We start from the raw sequence: 18121 nt of genomic DNA on the forward strand, positions 1-18121 counted from the left end.
TATTTTATTAAAGTATCACAAGTTTTTCAATCTTTTCGGCTTTATTATTTGTTAAGCTAGATTTGACGCTTAGTTTGTATATATAAACCCCTTTTCCTATTTTGTTACCAAAGTCATCTCTGCCGTCCCAAGTGATCTCTTTTGATAAAAACCCCTCCGTTGATATAATTTGGTTTTTTGTCCAAACTACCTTTCCCGTTATAGTGATTACTTGAATCTGAACTGTCAACGGTTCATATGGTCTGTTGTGCGAAAACCAAAATTCAGTATAATTGACAAATGGATTAGGGTAATTTAATACATGTGTCAAAGTTATTGTGTCACTTCCCATTACCACAAATTGAATTTCAGCCGTTATTGGATTGTTATAAACATCCCATGCCTTGAAAGTTATTGTGTGTAATCCAATGGATAAATTCCGTAATGGAAACCGCAGACTGCCACTGGTGTAATCATCTAAATTGGTTTGGTAGTAGTCGTTTAACAAGTATGGATTACTCACGTCGCCATCCAGAATTGCGACAATATCATGACCGATTCCACTGGCAGTATTAATTCCGTTCTCGTCTTCTAGAAATGCCAATAAAAAAGGTGATGTATTTGTTATGCCGCCCGAAACAAATGTCTCATCATTCATATATAACTTCACTTTTGGACTAATATTGTCTGCGGCTGCATTTTCATTGATTCCGCCTATTTTTATTTTGTCGTCAAAACCTGTCTGATTTTCAAGTAGTTGGTCTTTTCTGGCGTAGAAACTTATTTTGCCATTGGCTAATGGAATTCGGATATCTCTTGGGACAACGAAGCTAAATTCAAATCTGCCATTTGCAACCGATGCATTTCCTCTAAAGATGGTTTCCCCTAAAGTGTTGAAATTTATTGCCGGACTATTTCCGTCATTGTTATAGGTTGTTCTTGGGATTGTTTTGTCAAAAATAGTCGTGGATATCTCCCCGTTATAATTTGAGAGAATGTTTTCATTTTCATCAGTTATCTCGCCTGTCAATTTCATGTGAGCCAATGATTTGAAATCGTCAATTGTTTGCTCGACCGAAACGTCATTGACTTTGGTTAGTCTTATTTTTGGCTGCGGAATCGCCAGAAATAGGGCGGGGTCTCCAATGTAAAAAACTACATTAGTTGATGAATTGGGATTGTTGTTTTTTGATATTCGTAAAGTTTCAGCGATGGATGCATATTGGTTGGAACCAAAAGACAATAAATTTTCAGACAATGTGTCGTTGAAATTCTCGGCGCTATATTGGCCTATCGCTCGAATGGTGGTTATCATCGCAATGGCACCGCCTTTAGGATTCCAGTAGGTGTATTCGCCAGCCGTTGGTCTGCTTGGATTGTCAAATCGAGAGAACTCGCAGGTTATGGTAATGAATAAAGGATATTTGTATTGGTTACTCAAGTTTTGGCCATCGGACTTTTCCCAAATTCGCTCTGAGGATAATCCATCTTCACCACCATGGCCAAGATAATTGAAGATTAACGCGCCTTTTTCGAAAGCATTAAATAGATCCGTACGCGCTTTCGGATACCTAAAACCTCCTGCTGACGCTTCTTGCGCATAGGAGTCCAATATGATTTTGTTGACGTTTAGGAAGGGTTTGTTGTTTGTTATTATGTCGGCCAATTTGTTTTGCCTGTTTTGTAGACTCGCGTCAGAGGGTTTGTCAGAGTCATCACAAATCATTGTGATATTGTTTCTCCAGCTGCCATATGATTTTATATCATGGTACTCTATAATTTTGTTTACCATTTCTTCTGCTTGTTTGGAATTACTTACTAGCATTCTTCCCACTGCGATGTCTATGCCTCCAAAAAATGAAACGATGTTCCCTTCGTTATTGTCCATCAAGCCATAAAAGTCATCGGAAGCAAAGGAGGCTTCGCCTGTTGAGTTGCTATTTAAGGCGTGATAAATGGGAACAACATTGGTGTTGTTGACCGTTCTGTTTTTATAGTCATAAGATGCATCCCCAAAAAGGTTCACGTATTTTATCCTTTTTTCTAAAGCGGAAGTGTTTTCGTAAATGTATTTAATGCAATTTCTTATGGCAGCAATGTCTTGTTTCCCAGAAGAAAACTCTTGATATATGGATTCGGTGGTGATGACTTTGACGTTGAGTTTTGAATGAGAGCGGTGAAAACCCGCTAATTTTTCAGCTTGAGTAATTAGGGAATTGGAAGTTATAATGACATAGTCTATATCTTGAAACGCGCCCTGGTTGTTTTTAAAAACGGATCCTTTTATGTTTTGATTGGTAATCTTAGCTTTATTGTCTTTTAAAGGAACAAAGTAATCCGTGGGGTCTACAGCAATGTATTTGCGAAGCTCTCCTAAATTTGCTTTGAAGGACAATGATGCTTGGCCCGAATTTTCAACTTTCATTACATTATATAGGTCAGTAATATCCCAGACTTGTGAAATCCCGCTAGCATTAGTTATGTTGTAGTTAACAATGCCTAAGTTGGAACCCGATAGGTCGTATTGAAAATTGAATTGTTTTCCGTAGCCCTGAAGTTTTCTTTTGGCGGTAAGACGGATGTTGTCCAAAAAACCTTTCGAACCCGGAACGCCATTGTTATTATAAGTTAGTTTTATTTTTACTTTTTCGGAACCGTTTAAAGAAGAGTTCGCAGGTAGATATCCAACGTTAAACTCCGTGTCGGAATTGGAATTTATCGCGGGAAATGAAATGTTTCCAATAGTCTGCCCGTTTGCGCTCACTTGAAATGAAGTGGGAGTGTATGCTGCGGAGGCTGCTGTTGCCGTGATTTTAATTGGTGTAGAAGTGTCTATGTTCGGGAAGTCGAATTCAAATTCCTGTTCCTGTTTAATGTCAAAGGACTCCCCAAGCCACTGTCTTCCAAGGCGCGCAATGTTAACCAAATCCAATTCGTGGTATTGGTGATCGTCAAAATCAGTCAAGTCTAACGTGCTGCTGCCTTGCGGCTGAGTCATTTCGCCCATCCTTTTTCCGTCATCTCCTTTTATGGTTGCATAGTAATAGGACTTGCTGTCGTAAAGGTTACTGTGGGTTTGGCTTTCTTCGTTCCAAGTGTCCAATCCTTCGGCGTAAAATAAAATGTAATCATCATTGTCAAATTTCCCGTCATCTTCTCCAAATACTTGAATGGCATTTTCAATTAAATCAGAAGGGTAATAGCTGGCGTTTGATAGGGGTAGCATTTTTCCTCCATTTCCGTAAATCTTGATTTTTTTGGGGTCAACATTGCTTGGGTCAAGGCCTATTTCTTGCAGAAAATTTTTGGAGATTTTGTACACCCCAGATTTTTCAACGTAAAAACGGTACCAGTCTCCAGTTGATAAAACAGAGTTTGAAATGGTGTTTGCTATTTTATTTGTTTGTGAAGCCTTGGAAGTTTTATTGTTTAGAGTATAGGAAAAGGATATGATTTTTTTAAATCCGAATTCGCTTTTCACTATCGGCGAAAGGCTAAGAAATGACTGTTTTATTCCTCTTGAGTTGGCGTTAATTAAGGAAGAAGTGATGGATTTCGGGATGCTTCCAATGTCTAAGTCGCCAAGTGCTGAAGCCGGAATAGATTCATATGACACGTTTGTAATTTGAATGTTGTTCTCGTCAAAAGAGCTGGATTCATTGAGTTTTAAAGTGTAATAAAGCATTTTTTCAGAAGCGTTATAGTGGTATGCGTTTCCTGAAAATTGAGGGATATTGATTTTGAAATTTCCATAATACATTTCGGTTTTTTTAAGCCATTCAATAGTAACGTCCCCAGTAGTTTGGGCATGTGAGATGAAAGAAATAAGGAGTAAATTAAACAAAAGTAATTTTCGCATTATTTTATTAAATTGCATTAATAATCGAAGTGTATAATGAGTAAAAATATGGCATTTAGTATAAAAACAAATAATAAAAAGTATAAATTTGCGTTTTGTTTTGTATAATTCATTTGTATATAATCCATCAAAGTAAATTTATTCAATATGGTGTTGTCGATTAATGGTTAATTATTATATTGCAGCACTTAAATTATCACCTTTAAAAGAGTATGAAAGTAAACAAAATTACAGCCTTGCGATTAATGTTATCTATGATAATGATTATAGGTTTTGCCAGTTGCAGTAAAAAGTCTAGTTCAAAAAGCGCATCAAGGGCTACCGGTTGGAATGTAGGCAGTAAAAAGGCTGCCAAAAAACAAGAAGCGGGTCCCGGATTAGTTTTTGTTGAAGGTGGAACTTTTACAATGGGTAAAGTGGAAGATGATGTGATGCACGATTGGAATAATACTCCTACTCAACAGCATGTACAATCATTTTATATGGACGAAACTGAAGTGACAAACTTTATGTATTTGGAGTATTTAGATTGGTTGAAAAATGTATTTCCTCCAAGTGAAGAAAATTATAAATATATTTATGAAGGTGCTTCACCAGATACTTTAGTGTGGAGAAATAGATTAGGTTATAATGAAACTATGACTAATAATTACCTTAGACATCCTGCATATGCAAGTTATCCAGTTGTTGGTGTGAATTGGATTCAAGCAGTGGAGTTCAGTAAATGGAGAACAGACCGTGTCAATGAAGCTATATTAGAGAAAAAGGGCTACTTGAAAAAGAATGCTAAAACAGATGATGTGACCGCGGAGGCTTCTTTTAGTACTGAAACTTATTTGATGGCTCCAACAATGACTTATGGTGGAAATGAAGAGATAGTTTTGAAAGGTGCAAAAGGGGCTCGAAAAAGTCCTAAAGCCGGAAAAGACGGAAAAGTGAGCGAACAAAAAAATGTTTATGCGCAACGATCTTCGGGAATCATATTGCCGGAATACAGACTTCCTACGGAAGCTGAATGGGAATATGCGGCAGCAGCTGATGTAGGGCAAAGAGAATATAATATATATAAAGGACAGAAAAAATATCCTTGGTCAGGAAGTTATACCCGTTCGGGGAAAAGACAAAACAAAGGGGATCAGTTAGCTAACTTTAAACAAGGAAATGGTGATTACGGAGGTATAGCAGGTTGGTCTGATGACGGTGCCGATATTACTAATGAAGTGAAGAAATATCCGGCTAATGATTTTGGACTATATGATATGGCAGGAAACGTGGCGGAATGGGTAGCCGATGTTTACAGACCAATTATCGACAATGAGTCAAATGACTTCAACTATTTTAGGGGAAATCGTTACACTAAAAATAAAATTGGAGAAGACGGAAAAGTTGAAATCGTTACTTTAGAGACAATGAAAAACGATACTTTAAGTAACGGAAAAATAATCGTAAGAAGCTTTCCCGGTCAAATTGCGCAAGTTCCGGTTGATGAAAACGAAACATATTTGAGGCAAAACTTCGATAAAAGTAATAATATTAACTACAGAGATGGTGATAAGCAATCTTCTAAATATTATAATTTTGGAGACTCAGAGTCAAACACCGAAAAAGGGGATGCTAAAAACATGTACAATTCGCCTAAACATAATGTTACCACTGACAGTTTAGGAAGGATGGTTAGAAAATACGATACGTCAAGCGAAAGAACGACTTTGGTAAACGATAAAGTACGAGTTTATAAAGGAGGTTCTTGGAGAGACAGAGCGTATTGGTTAGACCCAGCACAAAGAAGGTACTTTCCACAAGATATGGCTACTGATTACATTGGATTTAGATGTGCGATGTCTAGGGTAGGGCCAAAAGCTGAGAAAAGAAAATCTGCAAGAAATTAAATTATTCTTATACAATAATTACAAAAAGCCCTTTGATTAGGGCTTTTGTTTTTTTAAATCATTTTTAAATGGATATCAGTTACATTCATAGTTTGTTTTTGAAATGCAATTCGGTTTCGATTGATACTCGAAAAATAGAGGCGAATTCATTATTTGTCGCCATAAAAGGGGAGCGTTTTGATGCCAATACATTTGCCAAAGATGCATTAGCCAAGGGTGCTTCTTTTGTCATTATTGACGACGAGTCGTTTTATATTGACCAAAGAACAATTTTGGTGCAAGACAGTTTGTTCGCTTTGCAGGAATTGGCAAAATTTCATAGGCAATACCTAAAACTGCCCATTATTGCTCTTACGGGGAGTAACGGGAAAACAACCACCAAAGAATTGATTCAGGTCGTCCTTTCTAAAAAATATAATACCAAAGCGACGGTGGGGAACCTGAACAATCATATTGGAGTTCCTTTGACTTTACTGTCCTTTAATTCAGAAACTGAAATGGGAATCGTTGAAATGGGAGCTAACCATAAAAAAGAAATTGAATTTCTCTGTGAGTTGGCCAAGCCAGATTATGGGTATGTAACTAATTTTGGCAAAGCACATTTGGAAGGGTTTGGTGGAGCAGCCGGTGTTATTGAAGGTAAAAGTGAACTGTATCATTATCTTGCCAATAACGATAAGCTGGCGTTTGTGAATCTTGAAGACCCTATTCAAGTTGAAAAGTCAAAAAATTTGAGATCCTATTCGTTTGGATTAAATAATGAGAAGGCAGATCTGCAAATCAAGTCCATTAAAGCGGATCCGTTTGTTGAAGTCTCTTATTCCGATGTTACGATTGTCTCGCATTTAATAGGGCTATATAACGCCAATAATTTAAATGCGGCCATTGCTATAGGAAAATTCTTCGGAGTGGATGATTTGGCCATTAAGGCAGCTTTGGAGAGTTATATACCTGAGAACAACAGATCGCAGTTAGTGTCAAAGGGGACAAACCAGATTATTCTGGATGCTTATAATGCTAATCCAAGTAGTATGGCTGTTGCTATCGAAAATTTCTTGCAATTGGAGAAACCTAACAAAGTGATTATTCTGGGGGACATGTTTGAACTGGGCAATGAAAGTGCAAACGAACACATGGAGGTCATCAAATTACTATCTTGTGAGGATGCGGTGAATTGTTTTTTTGTTGGAAGGGCATTTTATGCCAACCAAATCAGTAAACCCCATTTTTATTTTTACGAGACATTTGATGCCTTTTCTAATTTTTTGAAAGAAACAAAAATAGAAGACAGTACAATTCTCATAAAAGGTTCAAGAGGAATGGCGTTAGAGAGAACAGTGGAGCATCTGTCTTAAAACTACATTTTTGAAATAAATAAAAGCACCATCGAGTTGAATTTCGATGGTGTTTTTTTTAATGTGATTTTAGAGTAGAAACCGGCGACTTTTTTTATTTGGTCTTGCATTATTTCGTTTTTTCGAGTCAATATTGCATTAAAATGGTTTTAGCAACTGCATGCGAAGTGTTTTTATATCTATTGGAAAAATTGTTGTGTCTGCGGAATTTACAGCTATAACATTATTTAAATGCATTAGTAGTTAAATAGTGCTATCTTAACCAAGGTTTAAAATTTAAAATCGTATGACGAATCCAAAACTTAGGGCTTTTATTCCTCTTTTTTATCTTGTTTGGTCAGACGATCTCTTGACCCCAAAAGAGTTTTTGACTTTGCGAGAGTTTATTAGTTTGCAGAATTGGCTTTCCGAAAAGGAGAAGGAATTGCTTTTTGCGGAAGTGAATGTTTCGGCCCCACCGTCACGTGGACAGCTTATTGATTGGAAATCGCAAATTGAGAAAATTATTCAAGAGAAACCTTCAGTTAGGTCCATTTTTGATATTTCTATAAGGCTTTCAGAAAACGACAAAGCTATTGCAGACTTAGGACCTGCATTTATAAAACTTGAAAATGACCTCGGAATTTTAGATAAAGAAGTTATCGGGGTTTTCAAAACGTCTTCGAACATTATTACTTCAAATTATCAGGCAGCCAAGAGGTTCGATACTGAAATACTGGCGAGGATTCTGGATGGGAAACAGGCCTTCATTATCAAGAAGGTAAAAGCAATCATTAGCCGTCCGGAATTTGCCTACGAAACCTCGACCGACAGTGATGTCTACCGTGAAAAAGTATATGATTGGTGCAAAATTCTGGCCAAAGAAAACTTTGGGAATATGGCGTATCCAAAGAAATATGGAGGAGGCGGAAATCTGGCTGATTATTTTTCCATCATGGAAACCTTAAGTTACCATGATTTAAGCTTGGTGATCAAATTTGGAGTACAATTTGGACTTTGGGGTATGAGCATACAATCACTTGGTACAGAAAAACATTATATAAAATACTTAAAGGATATCGGTTCGTTAAAATTACCTGGATGTTTTGCAATGACTGAAACCAATCATGGCTCTAATGTCAAAGAACTTGAAACAACAGCGACCTATAATCACGATGACCAGACATTTACTATTCAGACACCGAATATAGATGCGCAGAAAGAATATATTGGGAATGCGGCAAAACACGGTCAGAAGGCTACAGTTTTTGCAAAATTAATCATTGACGGTAATGATTATGGGATTAATGCCTTTATCGTACCATTGCGTGACATTAACGGCAGGGTACTGAAAGGTATTATTATTGGTGATTGCGGACTTAAAATGGGGCTTAATGGCGTGGATAACGGTACGATTCGTTTTGAAAAGGTTGTCATTCCGAAAGAAAATATGCTAGACCGGTTTGCCTCAATAAATGAAAAAGGGGAATTTGAAAGTCCGATTCCAAGCGATAACCGACGGTTTTTTACCATGCTTGGGACTTTGGTAGGAGGTAGAATTGGGATTCCGCGTTCTGCATTGGCTGCGGCCAAATCAGGATTGACAATAGCAATTATATATAGCGACAAGCGCAAGCAATTTGGTCCTGAAGGCGGTTCTGAAGTGTCAATTTTAAATTACCGTATACACCAACGCAGACTATTTCCATTGTTGGCAAAAACCTATGCGATTCATTTTGCCTTGCAATATCTCACTAATCGATTCATTAATAAAAATGAATCTGAAATGCAGGAAATCGAGGCTCTTGCTGCAGGAATGAAAGCCTATTCGACATGGAGTACAAGAGATACATTGCAGGAGTGCCGAGAAGCCTGTGGTGGCAAAGGATATTTATCAGAAAACCGTATTGATACCTTAAAAAATGATACCGAAATTTATACCACTTTTGAAGGCGACAATACTGTATTAATGCAATTGGTTGCTAAGAATCGCCTATCGGAGTTTCGTAAATCTTTTGGAGAAATGGACGCAATAGGAATAATCAATTACGTTTATGAGAATGCCAAGACCGCAATTTCTGAAAAAAACCTGATAATAACTCGAGAAACCGATGAAGAGCATTTGCTCGATGCCCAGTTTCATTTAAATGCTTTTCGGTATAGGGAAAAAACGACGTTGGCCTCTGCGGGAAAAAGGCTTAAAAAACTCATTGATGGAGGACTTGAGCCTTATGATGCATTTAATGTGGTACAACATCAGATGATTGATGTTTCCCAAGCTTATCTCGAACTAATAATACTTGAACAATTCCAGACAGCTGTACAATCGATTAAGGATAAAAAGTGCAAAGATATAGTATCAAAGTTGTGCCAATTGTATGCGCTTTCTGAGATAGAAAAGAATAAAGGCTGGTATCTTGAAGACGGCTATATGGAAGGAGTAAAGACGAAAGCAATCCGTAAGATGGTAAATCAACTTTGCTGGGACATCAGACCGGATGCAGTTTCTTTGGTTGAAGCGTTTGACATTCCGAAAAGTTGCCTTGCTGCACCAATTGCTTTACATTAATCTAAGCTCTATTCTGTTTTTTTTGGGATATTAATTTGACTCAATTAAAATTATTCGTCCTTTGTATAATCTTTTGTTTGTGAGAGATTGATGCCTTATGCTGAAAGTTTTACTTGAAATTAGGCATAAAAAAACTCCACTATTTCTAATGGAGTTTTTTGTGGGCAATGAGGGGTTCGAACCCCCGACCCCCTCGGTGTAAACGAGGTGCTCTGAACCAGCTGAGCTAATTGCCCTGGTGCAATTTGGTAATTTGCATTTCCTTATTGCGAGTGCAAATATAGGCTAGTTTTTCGCTTATGCAAAATATTTATGTACAAATTTTAATAAATTTTTAAGCGTAGTTATATTTCATTGATTTTAAATTTGTTGTGGTTAAATTAAAAATATCGGAAGTTCAATTTAAACCGCAGATTGTATGCGGAACACCAAATTATTTGCGCAAAGAAGGTTCGTTATGGTAAATGTAATCGCCATGGATACCAGTGAACGCTTTGTTGATTTCCGTCATGTAGGCTTTTCTTTCGTCTTCCTTAGGCCAAGCGGCATTTATTAACTCCGTTTGTTTGTCGCTCGATTTTTCCAGGTCGCCAAGTGAATCGTAAAAAAAGGCTTCTAAAAAATCCCTATTATCGGCACCCCATGCATGACGGTGAGGATAATACGCTTTTATAAAAGGATTTTTCAGCGTTACTTTTTCATTAAATTCTTTCAAACCTTTACCTTGGCCATTTAGAGACATTTGAGATATTCGAACATAGACTACCATGGGTTCTTTCGAAGTTGTTTCAAGTTCTTTAACTCCAGCGGCAACAGAGGTATATATTTCGTCCGAATGCATAGGCCCATAATAACTATTGTATTTGTCAAAAAACGCTTTTCTTGCGTTTTCGTCCGGCCATCCTTTCTTGATTAAGTCGTTAGTGATGTCATTTGCTTTTTCGATATCTTCCCAGGTATTAAAAGCCGAAACAAGTAAAACTTCTGAGCTATTAGCGGTATAATAATGGTTCAGAACTTCAGAACCTATTATTAAATCATTCTTGCTGGTTACTTTATCAAAGTATTCCTGCTCGGTTTTTAGCCAATCCTTTCTGTCGGCATCTAAGTTGCGATGTAAAGTGGTTACCGTAACATATACGGGTTTTGGGACTTCTTGAGCATGTATTTTGACGCTCAATAGGAGGGTTAAAATTAACATTCCTAATACTAAATTTTTACTTTTTTTCATGATAAATTTGTATTAAATGATTAATTAATAAAACAATCATTAAATTTAACACATTAACAGTCAAAAACTTAGGGGTTTAATATTTTTTTAATACGAAATGTAACAGAATTTAAAATCTTTTGTTTAAATCTAATTCTGCGACTACAAAAGTGCTTCCTCCAACGTAAATAAAATCGCTTTTTGTGGCGTTATTCTTAGCTGATTGATACGCTTCGGTTACCGAGTTATAAACGTTTCCGATCAGGTTAAAATTCTCGGCTTTTGTTTGTAAGATTTCCGCTTGCAAACCTCGAGGAATATTGGGTTTGCAAAAATAGTAAATGGCGTTTTTTGGGAATAACGGTAAGATTTCATTTAGATCTTTATCATTAACAACTCCCAATACGATATGTAACTTTTCAAAAGTCTCTTTTTCGATTTGACGTAGTGCTATAGACAGTCCGTCTTTGTTGTGGGCAGTATCGCAAATGATTTTTGGGAATTCTCCCAGTTGTTGCCACCTCCCTTGGAGACCAGTATTCCTCACAACATTTAGGAGTCCTTTTTCAATATTGGTTTGGCTAATACTAAATTCTTTCTGTGCATTTAGGATATCGATGGTCAGAAGGGCAGTTTTTTTATTGTGTGCTTGATAATCCCCAATTAGATCGGAAGGATAGGTTTCTGAAATTAAATCTGAAGCAAAATAAATTTCAGAATTGCATTCTTCCGCTTTGGTAATAAATACTTCCTTTGTTTCGGCCGTGTATTCTCCTATAACAACTGGTATTTCAGGTTTGATAATTCCCGCTTTTTCATAGGCAACGGCCTGAAGGGTATTTCCTAAAAACTGGGTGTGATCCAATCCTATATTTGTAATCACCGATACAAGCGGTCTGATAATATTGGTTGCATCAAGTCTTCCGCCCATTCCAACTTCTATGATGGCGATATCCACTTTTTCTTTCGAAAAATAATCAAATGCAAGGCCAACACTCATTTCGAAAAAGCTTATCTCATTAGATTCAAAAAAGGGTTTATTCGTATTGATAAAGTCACATGCAAAATTTTCTGAAATTTCTAATCCGTTTATTTTTACGCGCTCTCTAAAGTCTTTTAAGTGAGGGGAAGTGTATAGTCCAACTTTGTAGCCAGCTTCTTGTAGTATCGAGGATAACATGTGTGAAGTTGAACCTTTACCGTTGGTCCCCGCAACATGAACAAATTTTAAATCAATATGCGGATTATCGAGGTGATTGACCAGGAGATGAATGTTCGTTAAATCCTTTTTATAGGCCGATGCACCTTGAAGTTGATACATAGGAAGCTGGTTAAACATCCATTCTGTGGTTTCTTGATAATTCATTGTTTTTTTCAAGGTTAAAAAAATTGAGTCCAATTTTCAAATAAATATTATTCTCCTAATTTGAAGTTTACAGTGATAAAACCTATTTGGGTTGCGGGAGCATTGGAGTCAGCTTGCCATTTGTATTTTCTGGCTGTTGCCAATGCGGGTTCCACAAGGCATGGGTTTGTATTTGTGGTTCCCTTAGTGTATTTGGCTGCAATAACATTTCCATTTCTGTTTACTGTAATTTGTACCACCACAGTGCCAAATTCATTGCATTTTTGTACTTCTTTGCCTCGCGAGCTGATACTTCTTCCGTTCAAGCCCCATCCGCTTCCATTACCGGTTCCGCTTCCAGAACCATAGTAGCTGTTGGCATAAGGATCGCCGTTCAGACTCCCTTTGTCGCCGGCAACATTGTCATTGCCTTCGCCTCCTTTTGCTTTTCCGTCTGATTTGGGTCCGTTTATTAAACTCGATAAGGCATCCGAAGTGCTTTTTGAGGGTTTGGGACTTTCTTTTGGTTTTGGTTTAACTTCTGCTTTGGCCACTTCTTTCGTAGGCTGTGCTTTTTTGACTTGCTTCATTACAACGGCTTCCTCAATGTCTTGAGAAAGTATTTCGTCCTCGCTTGAAGCTGCCTGCTTTGCAGCGGTGGTTTTAGGGGCTGATTGGATGGCTTCAGTAGGTTGTATGTCTCCCGATCCAAATTCAGTTGTTCCAAAGTTTATGGCGATTCCATTTTCAGGAGGAGGGTCCAGAGAAGTTAATCCCAAGTAAAAAAACAAAATAAACATGATCACAAAAAGAATCGATGTGATGACGAATGATTTTTTTTCTTCTTCTGTTTTTAAATATTTCATGTAGAATCTATCTTTTTTTGAAGCTCAATTCGGACTATTTTGGCCTAACTGCCAATACAACTTTGATTTGGTTTCTGTTTGCGATATCCAAAACATTGACCGCTTTCTCAATTGGTACACCTTCTTCGGCTCTTAAAACAATGGCTTTAGTCTTGTCAGCTGAAAATAATGACAATAATTTTGATTCTAATTCAGTTTCCGATACGGGCTCTTTGTCAATGAAAAACTCTAGTTTTTTATTGATGCTTACGGCGATATTTTTGTTGCTGTCTGTTTTTCCTTTTGCTTTAGGCAGTACTAAGTCCAAGGCGTTTGTGGTAACCATGGTCGATGTTAGCATAAAGAATATCAGTAATAAGAATACAATGTCTGTCATCGATGACATATTGAATTCGGCACTCACTTTATTTCGTCCTCTTAAATTCATAAGTAGATTGTGTTTATTTTTTATCGCTATAACTCATGCGGTGAAAGTAATGACTGTGTTTTTTGGGTCAAGCGGATTTCATAAATTATGCAGGATCGTTTAATAAGTCCAAAAAGTCAACCGCATTGGCTTCCATCTGATGAACAATTTTATCAGTTTTTACAACCAAGTGATTGTATCCTACGTAAGCGATAATTCCAACTACCAAACCGACCACCGTGGTCGTCATTGCGGTGTAAATACCTTCTGAAAGTGCTCCGACTTCAATTTGACCACCCGAACTTGCCATTTTATGAAACGCTTGAATCATTCCTACAACCGTCCCTAAGAAACCTGTCATTGGGCCCGCACCAGAAATGGTAGCTAACATACTTGTGTTTTTCTCGAGCTTGTAAATTTCTAATTTACCTGCATTTTCAATTGCGGTGTTGATATCGTCAAGAGGCTTGCCTATTCTGGAAATTCCTTTTTCAATCAATCTGGAAACAGGAGAGTTAAAGTGCGCACAAGCTATTTTAGCGTTGTCGATACGTCCGTTTCGAATGTTGTCCCGAATTTGCCCCATAAAGTTGACGTCAATTTTTGATGCTGAATTGATTGCCATCAGGCGTTCAAAATACAAGTACAACGCAACAAAAAACATAAGGAATAAGGAAATCATAATGATCTGACCTGCTAGTCCTCCGCTAGTTAATAATTCAATAATGGATAAAGTTTTCTCAACAGGAACGGCCTCAGCCAAACTTTCACGTGCAACGGACAGGGTGTCCGTTTGTAGCAATATACTCATACAAATTTTCTTTATTATTGAAACGCTAATATATTATAAAAATTGTTGGTTTTTGAGATTATAATATCAAACAAACATTTATTGATTCTGCTGTCATTCTTCAAAATTCGGGCCAAGTTTGGGACCCGGCAAAAAAAAATCAGTTCGATAAATTCGCGTTACGGCGATTTGATCGAACTGACTAACAAGTACTATTGCTGGCTATTCAAAAATTGAAACGAACAAAATCAAATGGCTTATACCAATTGTTTTAATGCAATTTCAAAAGCGGTAGCACTAATGTTTGTTTTTGAGCTATTTAAAGCATGCGCTTTTTCGATAGCGTTTTTGATTGTTGTTGAAGTGTCTTGGAAAATGGCTTCATCAGTCATTTGGACTTTCTTTTCCATGAAATAGGCGAAAACTCTTGCCATACCACAATTTGAAATAAAGTCAGGAATCAAACTCACTTTGTGGTCTACGTCTTCCATTATTGAACCAAAAAAGATTTCTTTATCAGCAAAAGGAACATTGGCACCACAAGAAATAACTTCCAGGCCATTAGTAATTAAGCTGTCAATTTGAGATTGAGCAACTAATCTTGAAGCTGCACAAGGAGTAAATATTTCAGCACCAATTGTCCATATTTTTTCATTGATTTCTTCAAAAGGAATCATGTTCTCTGCAACCAATTTATTACCGTCTTTTGCAAGAAACAATGATCTTATCTCTTCAAAAGTGAATCCCTCTTCATTGATTAATCCACCATCTCTATCGATTATACCGATAACTTTAGCACCCATCTCGGCTAAATAGAAAGCGGCAGCCGATCCTACATTTCCAAAACCTTGTACAATCGCTTTTTTTCCTTTTACATCTCCACCATATATAGAGTAGAAGTGGCGAACCGCCTCAGCAACACCATAACCTGTAATCATATCGGCAATGGTATATTTTTTTGCTACATCTGGAGAGAATTTCGGATTTTCGATTACTTTAACCACTCCTTGACGCAGTTGACCAATTCTATTGATTTTGTCAGCTTCGGTAGGTTTAAAATGACCATTGAAAACTCCTTCTTGCGGATGCCAAACTCCACATTCTTCAGTCATAGGGATTACTTCGTGAATTTCATCCACATTCAAATCTCCGCCAGTTCCATAGTAACTTTTCAAAAGTGGCGATACCGCTTTATACCAACGTTGCAACACGCCTTTTTTTCTAGGGTCATTTGGATCAAAGTTGATTCCAGATTTAGCACCACCAATAGCTGGTCCAGACACCGTGAATTTTACTTCCATCGTTTTTGCCAAAGACAATACCTCATTTATATCCAATCCTTTTCTCATCCTTGTACCACCACCAGCTGCACCACCACGAAGTGAATTGATCACTGTCCAGCCTTCGGCTTCTGTTTCGGCATCTTTCCAGTTAAATACAATTTCAGGTTCTTTATTTTCGAATTTCTTCAGTAAATCTTTCATTTCGTTGCGATATATTTAATTTGGACAAATATAAAAAATAGAATAATGTGAATTGTGTATTTTGTGTTTTATTTCAAGTCGTAAATTACGCCCGAACTATGATCCTTATTTGCCCCTGTTACGCTAGATAATACGTTGTTTTCTCCACGTAGTTTCAATATTCCTAGCAAAGCAAAAATCAGAGCTTCCTTGAATTCCAGAATTTTGGCAGCAGGGATTATGATTTTTATCTCGGGAAGATGGGCTTGAATTCTTTCAATAAGGAATCCGTTGTATGCGCCGCCACCAGTTACAAAGAGACTGCCTTTTTTATTTGGCAGCGCCAATGCTATTTGAATGGCTGCATGCTCCGTGAATGTCCTTAATTTGTCTTCAATGTTTATTTTAAAGTTTTCGATAAGGGGTAATACAGTTTCTTTGACAAATTCAAATCCCAGTGATTTCGGGTATTTTGTTTGATAGTAAGGAAGGCCGTTTAGTTCGTCCAATAATTTTTGATTGATTTTTCCTGACCTGGATATAGATCCGTTGTCGTCATAATCCAATCCCAATTGATTGGCGTAAAAATTTAAAACGGTATTTACAGGAGAAATGTCAAAAGCAATGCGCTTTCCATTTTCTTCAAAAGAGACATTCGAAAAACCACCTAAATTCATGCAGTAATCGTATTCAGGAAATAAAATTCGGTCACCTATAGGTACCAAAGGGGCTCCCTGTCCTCCCAGCAGAACATCTTGCGCTCTAAAATCACAAACGACCACTTGATGAGTCAAGCTAGAGATTTCGGGTAAGTTTCCAATTTGCAGTGTTACGCCCTTTTGAGGTTGATGCAAAATGGTATGACCATGCGAACAGACGGCGTCGAGATTTTCAATTTTATGTTTTTCTATAAAACTAGAAATAACGCATGCCAGAAGTTTGGTGTATTCTTGGTTCGTTTTTTTTAGCTCAACTTCAGAAAAATCTACTGCCGACTTTAGAATGGCCTCCCAGTCCTTATTGTAGGAAACTGTTTCGCTTTCTAGAATTTTAAAGGTCCATGTCTTGTTGTTTTTGTGGAATTGTACATGGGCCAAATCGACTCCGTCAAGCGATGTTCCTGACATAACTCCTATAACGTTGTAATAATCCTCTTTCATAGGTCAAATTTACAAATCAAAATTGATAATTTCACAAGAAAAAAGTATCTTTGCCTACTTTATTTAAACAAAAAGCAGGATAATTTAAACAATGTAAAATAATCGTCAATTGTTCGTTAAAATAGCAAATAAATAGGTCCAGATTTCACTTGTGGATTTATGATTTTCAATGTTTAAGAAGAATTAACAAATTAATAAAAAAGTTAAATAGTTATGGATTTTAATCTAACAGAAGAGCAGTTAATGATTCAACAAGCGGCTAGAGATTTTGCTCAAACAGAATTGTTGCCTGGGGTAATTGAAAGAGATGAATTTTCGAAATTCCCAACCGAGCAAGTGAAAAAGATGGCTGAACTTGGGTTTTTAGGAATGATGGTTGACCCCAAATACGGAGGTTCTGGATTGGATAGTGTTTCTTATGTTTTAGCAATTACAGAAATTGCAAAAATAGATGCTTCTGCTGCAGTTATCATGTCTGTGAACAATTCATTAGTCTGTGCTGGATTAGAAAAATACTGTAATGAAGAACAAAAATTAAAATATCTTGTTCCCCTTGCCAAAGGTGATGTAATTGGTGCTTTTTGCTTGTCTGAACCAGAAGCGGGTTCTGATGCGACTTCTCAAAAAACTACGGCAATAGATAAAGGCGATCATTATTTGTTGAATGGTACAAAAAACTGGATTACAAATGGATCTTCGGCTTCGACATATATTATTATTGCGCAAACAGATATAGAAAAAGGACATAAAGGAATCAATGCTTTTATAGTTGAAAAAGGTTGGGCTGGATTTGATATTGGTCCAAAAGAAAAGAAAATGGGGATTCGCGGATCCGATACGCACTCTTTGCTTTTTAATGATGTGAAAGTACCAAAGGAAAACAGAATAGGAGCAGATGGATTCGGATTCAATTTTGCCATGAGCGTCTTAAATGGCGGAAGAATTGGAATTGCGTCGCAAGCTTTGGGAATAGCCACGGGTTCATATGAATTGGCGTTGAAGTATTCTCAGGAACGTAAAGCGTTTGGCAAAGAAATTTTCAAACACCAAGCCATAGCTTTTAAATTGGCCGATATGGCGACACAAATTATGGCAGCCAAAATGCTGTGCCTTAAAGCGGCGAGCGAAAAAGACGAAGGGAAAGACATTTCCCAATCAGGTGCAATGGCGAAATTATTCGCTTCCCAAACCGCTATGGACACCACAATTGAAGCCGTGCAAATTCACGGTGGAAATGGATATGTGGCAGAA

The 18121-nt window shown here is 37.2% G+C and carries 12 protein-coding genes and 1 tRNA gene; 4 read left to right on the plus strand and 9 right to left on the minus strand.

The features are described 5' to 3' along the window. Positions 1 to 7: 7 nt before the first annotated feature. Complete coding sequence (porU, locus tag VIH09_RS05780) at positions 8 to 3838, minus strand: type IX secretion system sortase PorU (protein WP_331578810.1); 3831 nt, start codon at positions 3836 to 3838, stop codon at positions 8 to 10. 212 nt (positions 3839 to 4050) lie between these two features. Between porU and gldJ the strand changes: the two genes are divergently transcribed. The 3 genes from gldJ to VIH09_RS05795 all read left to right on the plus strand — a co-directional run bounded on the left by gldJ (position 4051) and on the right by VIH09_RS05795 (position 9630). Continuing rightward, the gene (gene gldJ, locus VIH09_RS05785) at positions 4051 to 5727 is read left to right on the plus strand and encodes a gliding motility lipoprotein GldJ (protein WP_331578812.1); all 1677 of its coding nucleotides are present in this window, start codon (positions 4051 to 4053) and stop codon (positions 5725 to 5727) included. A gap of 68 nt (positions 5728 to 5795) precedes the next feature. Next, positions 5796 to 7082 (plus strand): UDP-N-acetylmuramoyl-tripeptide--D-alanyl-D-alanine ligase, encoded by a 1287-nt coding sequence (locus VIH09_RS05790; protein ID WP_331578814.1) that lies wholly within the window; start codon positions 5796 to 5798, stop codon positions 7080 to 7082. Positions 7083 to 7368: 286 nt separating this feature from the next. Next, entirely contained in the window at positions 7369 to 9630 is a 2262-nt protein-coding gene (locus tag VIH09_RS05795; protein ID WP_331578816.1) for an acyl-CoA dehydrogenase, read from the plus strand. A gap of 161 nt (positions 9631 to 9791) precedes the next feature. Here the strand turns inward: VIH09_RS05795 and VIH09_RS05800 are convergent. From VIH09_RS05800 to VIH09_RS05835, 8 genes are all read right to left on the minus strand, one after another. Further along, a tRNA-Val gene (locus VIH09_RS05800) sits at positions 9792 to 9866 on the minus strand. Positions 9867 to 10063: 197 nt separating this feature from the next. Further along, on the minus strand, positions 10064 to 10861 hold the full coding sequence (locus tag VIH09_RS05805) for a hypothetical protein (RefSeq protein ID WP_331578818.1): 798 nt from the start codon (positions 10859 to 10861) through the stop codon (positions 10064 to 10066). Positions 10862 to 10970: 109 nt separating this feature from the next. Further along, complete coding sequence (locus VIH09_RS05810; protein ID WP_331578820.1) at positions 10971 to 12206, minus strand: folylpolyglutamate synthase/dihydrofolate synthase family protein; 1236 nt, start codon at positions 12204 to 12206, stop codon at positions 10971 to 10973. 47 nt (positions 12207 to 12253) lie between these two features. Further along, complete coding sequence (locus tag VIH09_RS05815) at positions 12254 to 13051, minus strand: energy transducer TonB (RefSeq protein WP_331578822.1); 798 nt, start codon at positions 13049 to 13051, stop codon at positions 12254 to 12256. A 34-nt stretch (positions 13052 to 13085) separates the two neighbouring features. Then, positions 13086 to 13478 carry a biopolymer transporter ExbD gene (locus VIH09_RS05820; protein ID WP_331578824.1) on the minus strand — a complete coding sequence of 131 codons (393 nt, stop codon included), beginning with the start codon at positions 13476 to 13478 and terminating at the stop codon, positions 13086 to 13088. An 85-nt stretch (positions 13479 to 13563) separates the two neighbouring features. Then, complete coding sequence (locus tag VIH09_RS05825; protein ID WP_331578826.1) at positions 13564 to 14268, minus strand: MotA/TolQ/ExbB proton channel family protein; 705 nt, start codon at positions 14266 to 14268, stop codon at positions 13564 to 13566. Positions 14269 to 14504: 236 nt separating this feature from the next. Beyond that, on the minus strand, positions 14505 to 15731 hold the full coding sequence (locus VIH09_RS05830; protein ID WP_331578828.1) for a Glu/Leu/Phe/Val dehydrogenase dimerization domain-containing protein: 1227 nt from the start codon (positions 15729 to 15731) through the stop codon (positions 14505 to 14507). A gap of 68 nt (positions 15732 to 15799) precedes the next feature. After that, a complete protein-coding gene (locus VIH09_RS05835) occupies positions 15800 to 16870 on the minus strand; it encodes an anhydro-N-acetylmuramic acid kinase (RefSeq protein ID WP_331578830.1) in 1071 nt (356 codons plus the stop codon). A 213-nt stretch (positions 16871 to 17083) separates the two neighbouring features. Between VIH09_RS05835 and VIH09_RS05840 the strand changes: the two genes are divergently transcribed. Further along, a partial coding sequence (locus VIH09_RS05840) for an acyl-CoA dehydrogenase family protein (RefSeq protein ID WP_331578832.1) occupies positions 17084 to 18121 on the plus strand: 1038 nt, incomplete at its 3' end.

It is taken from the genome of Flavobacterium sp. (assembly GCF_036515215.1).
Lineage (GTDB): Bacteria > Bacteroidota > Bacteroidia > Flavobacteriales > Flavobacteriaceae > Flavobacterium.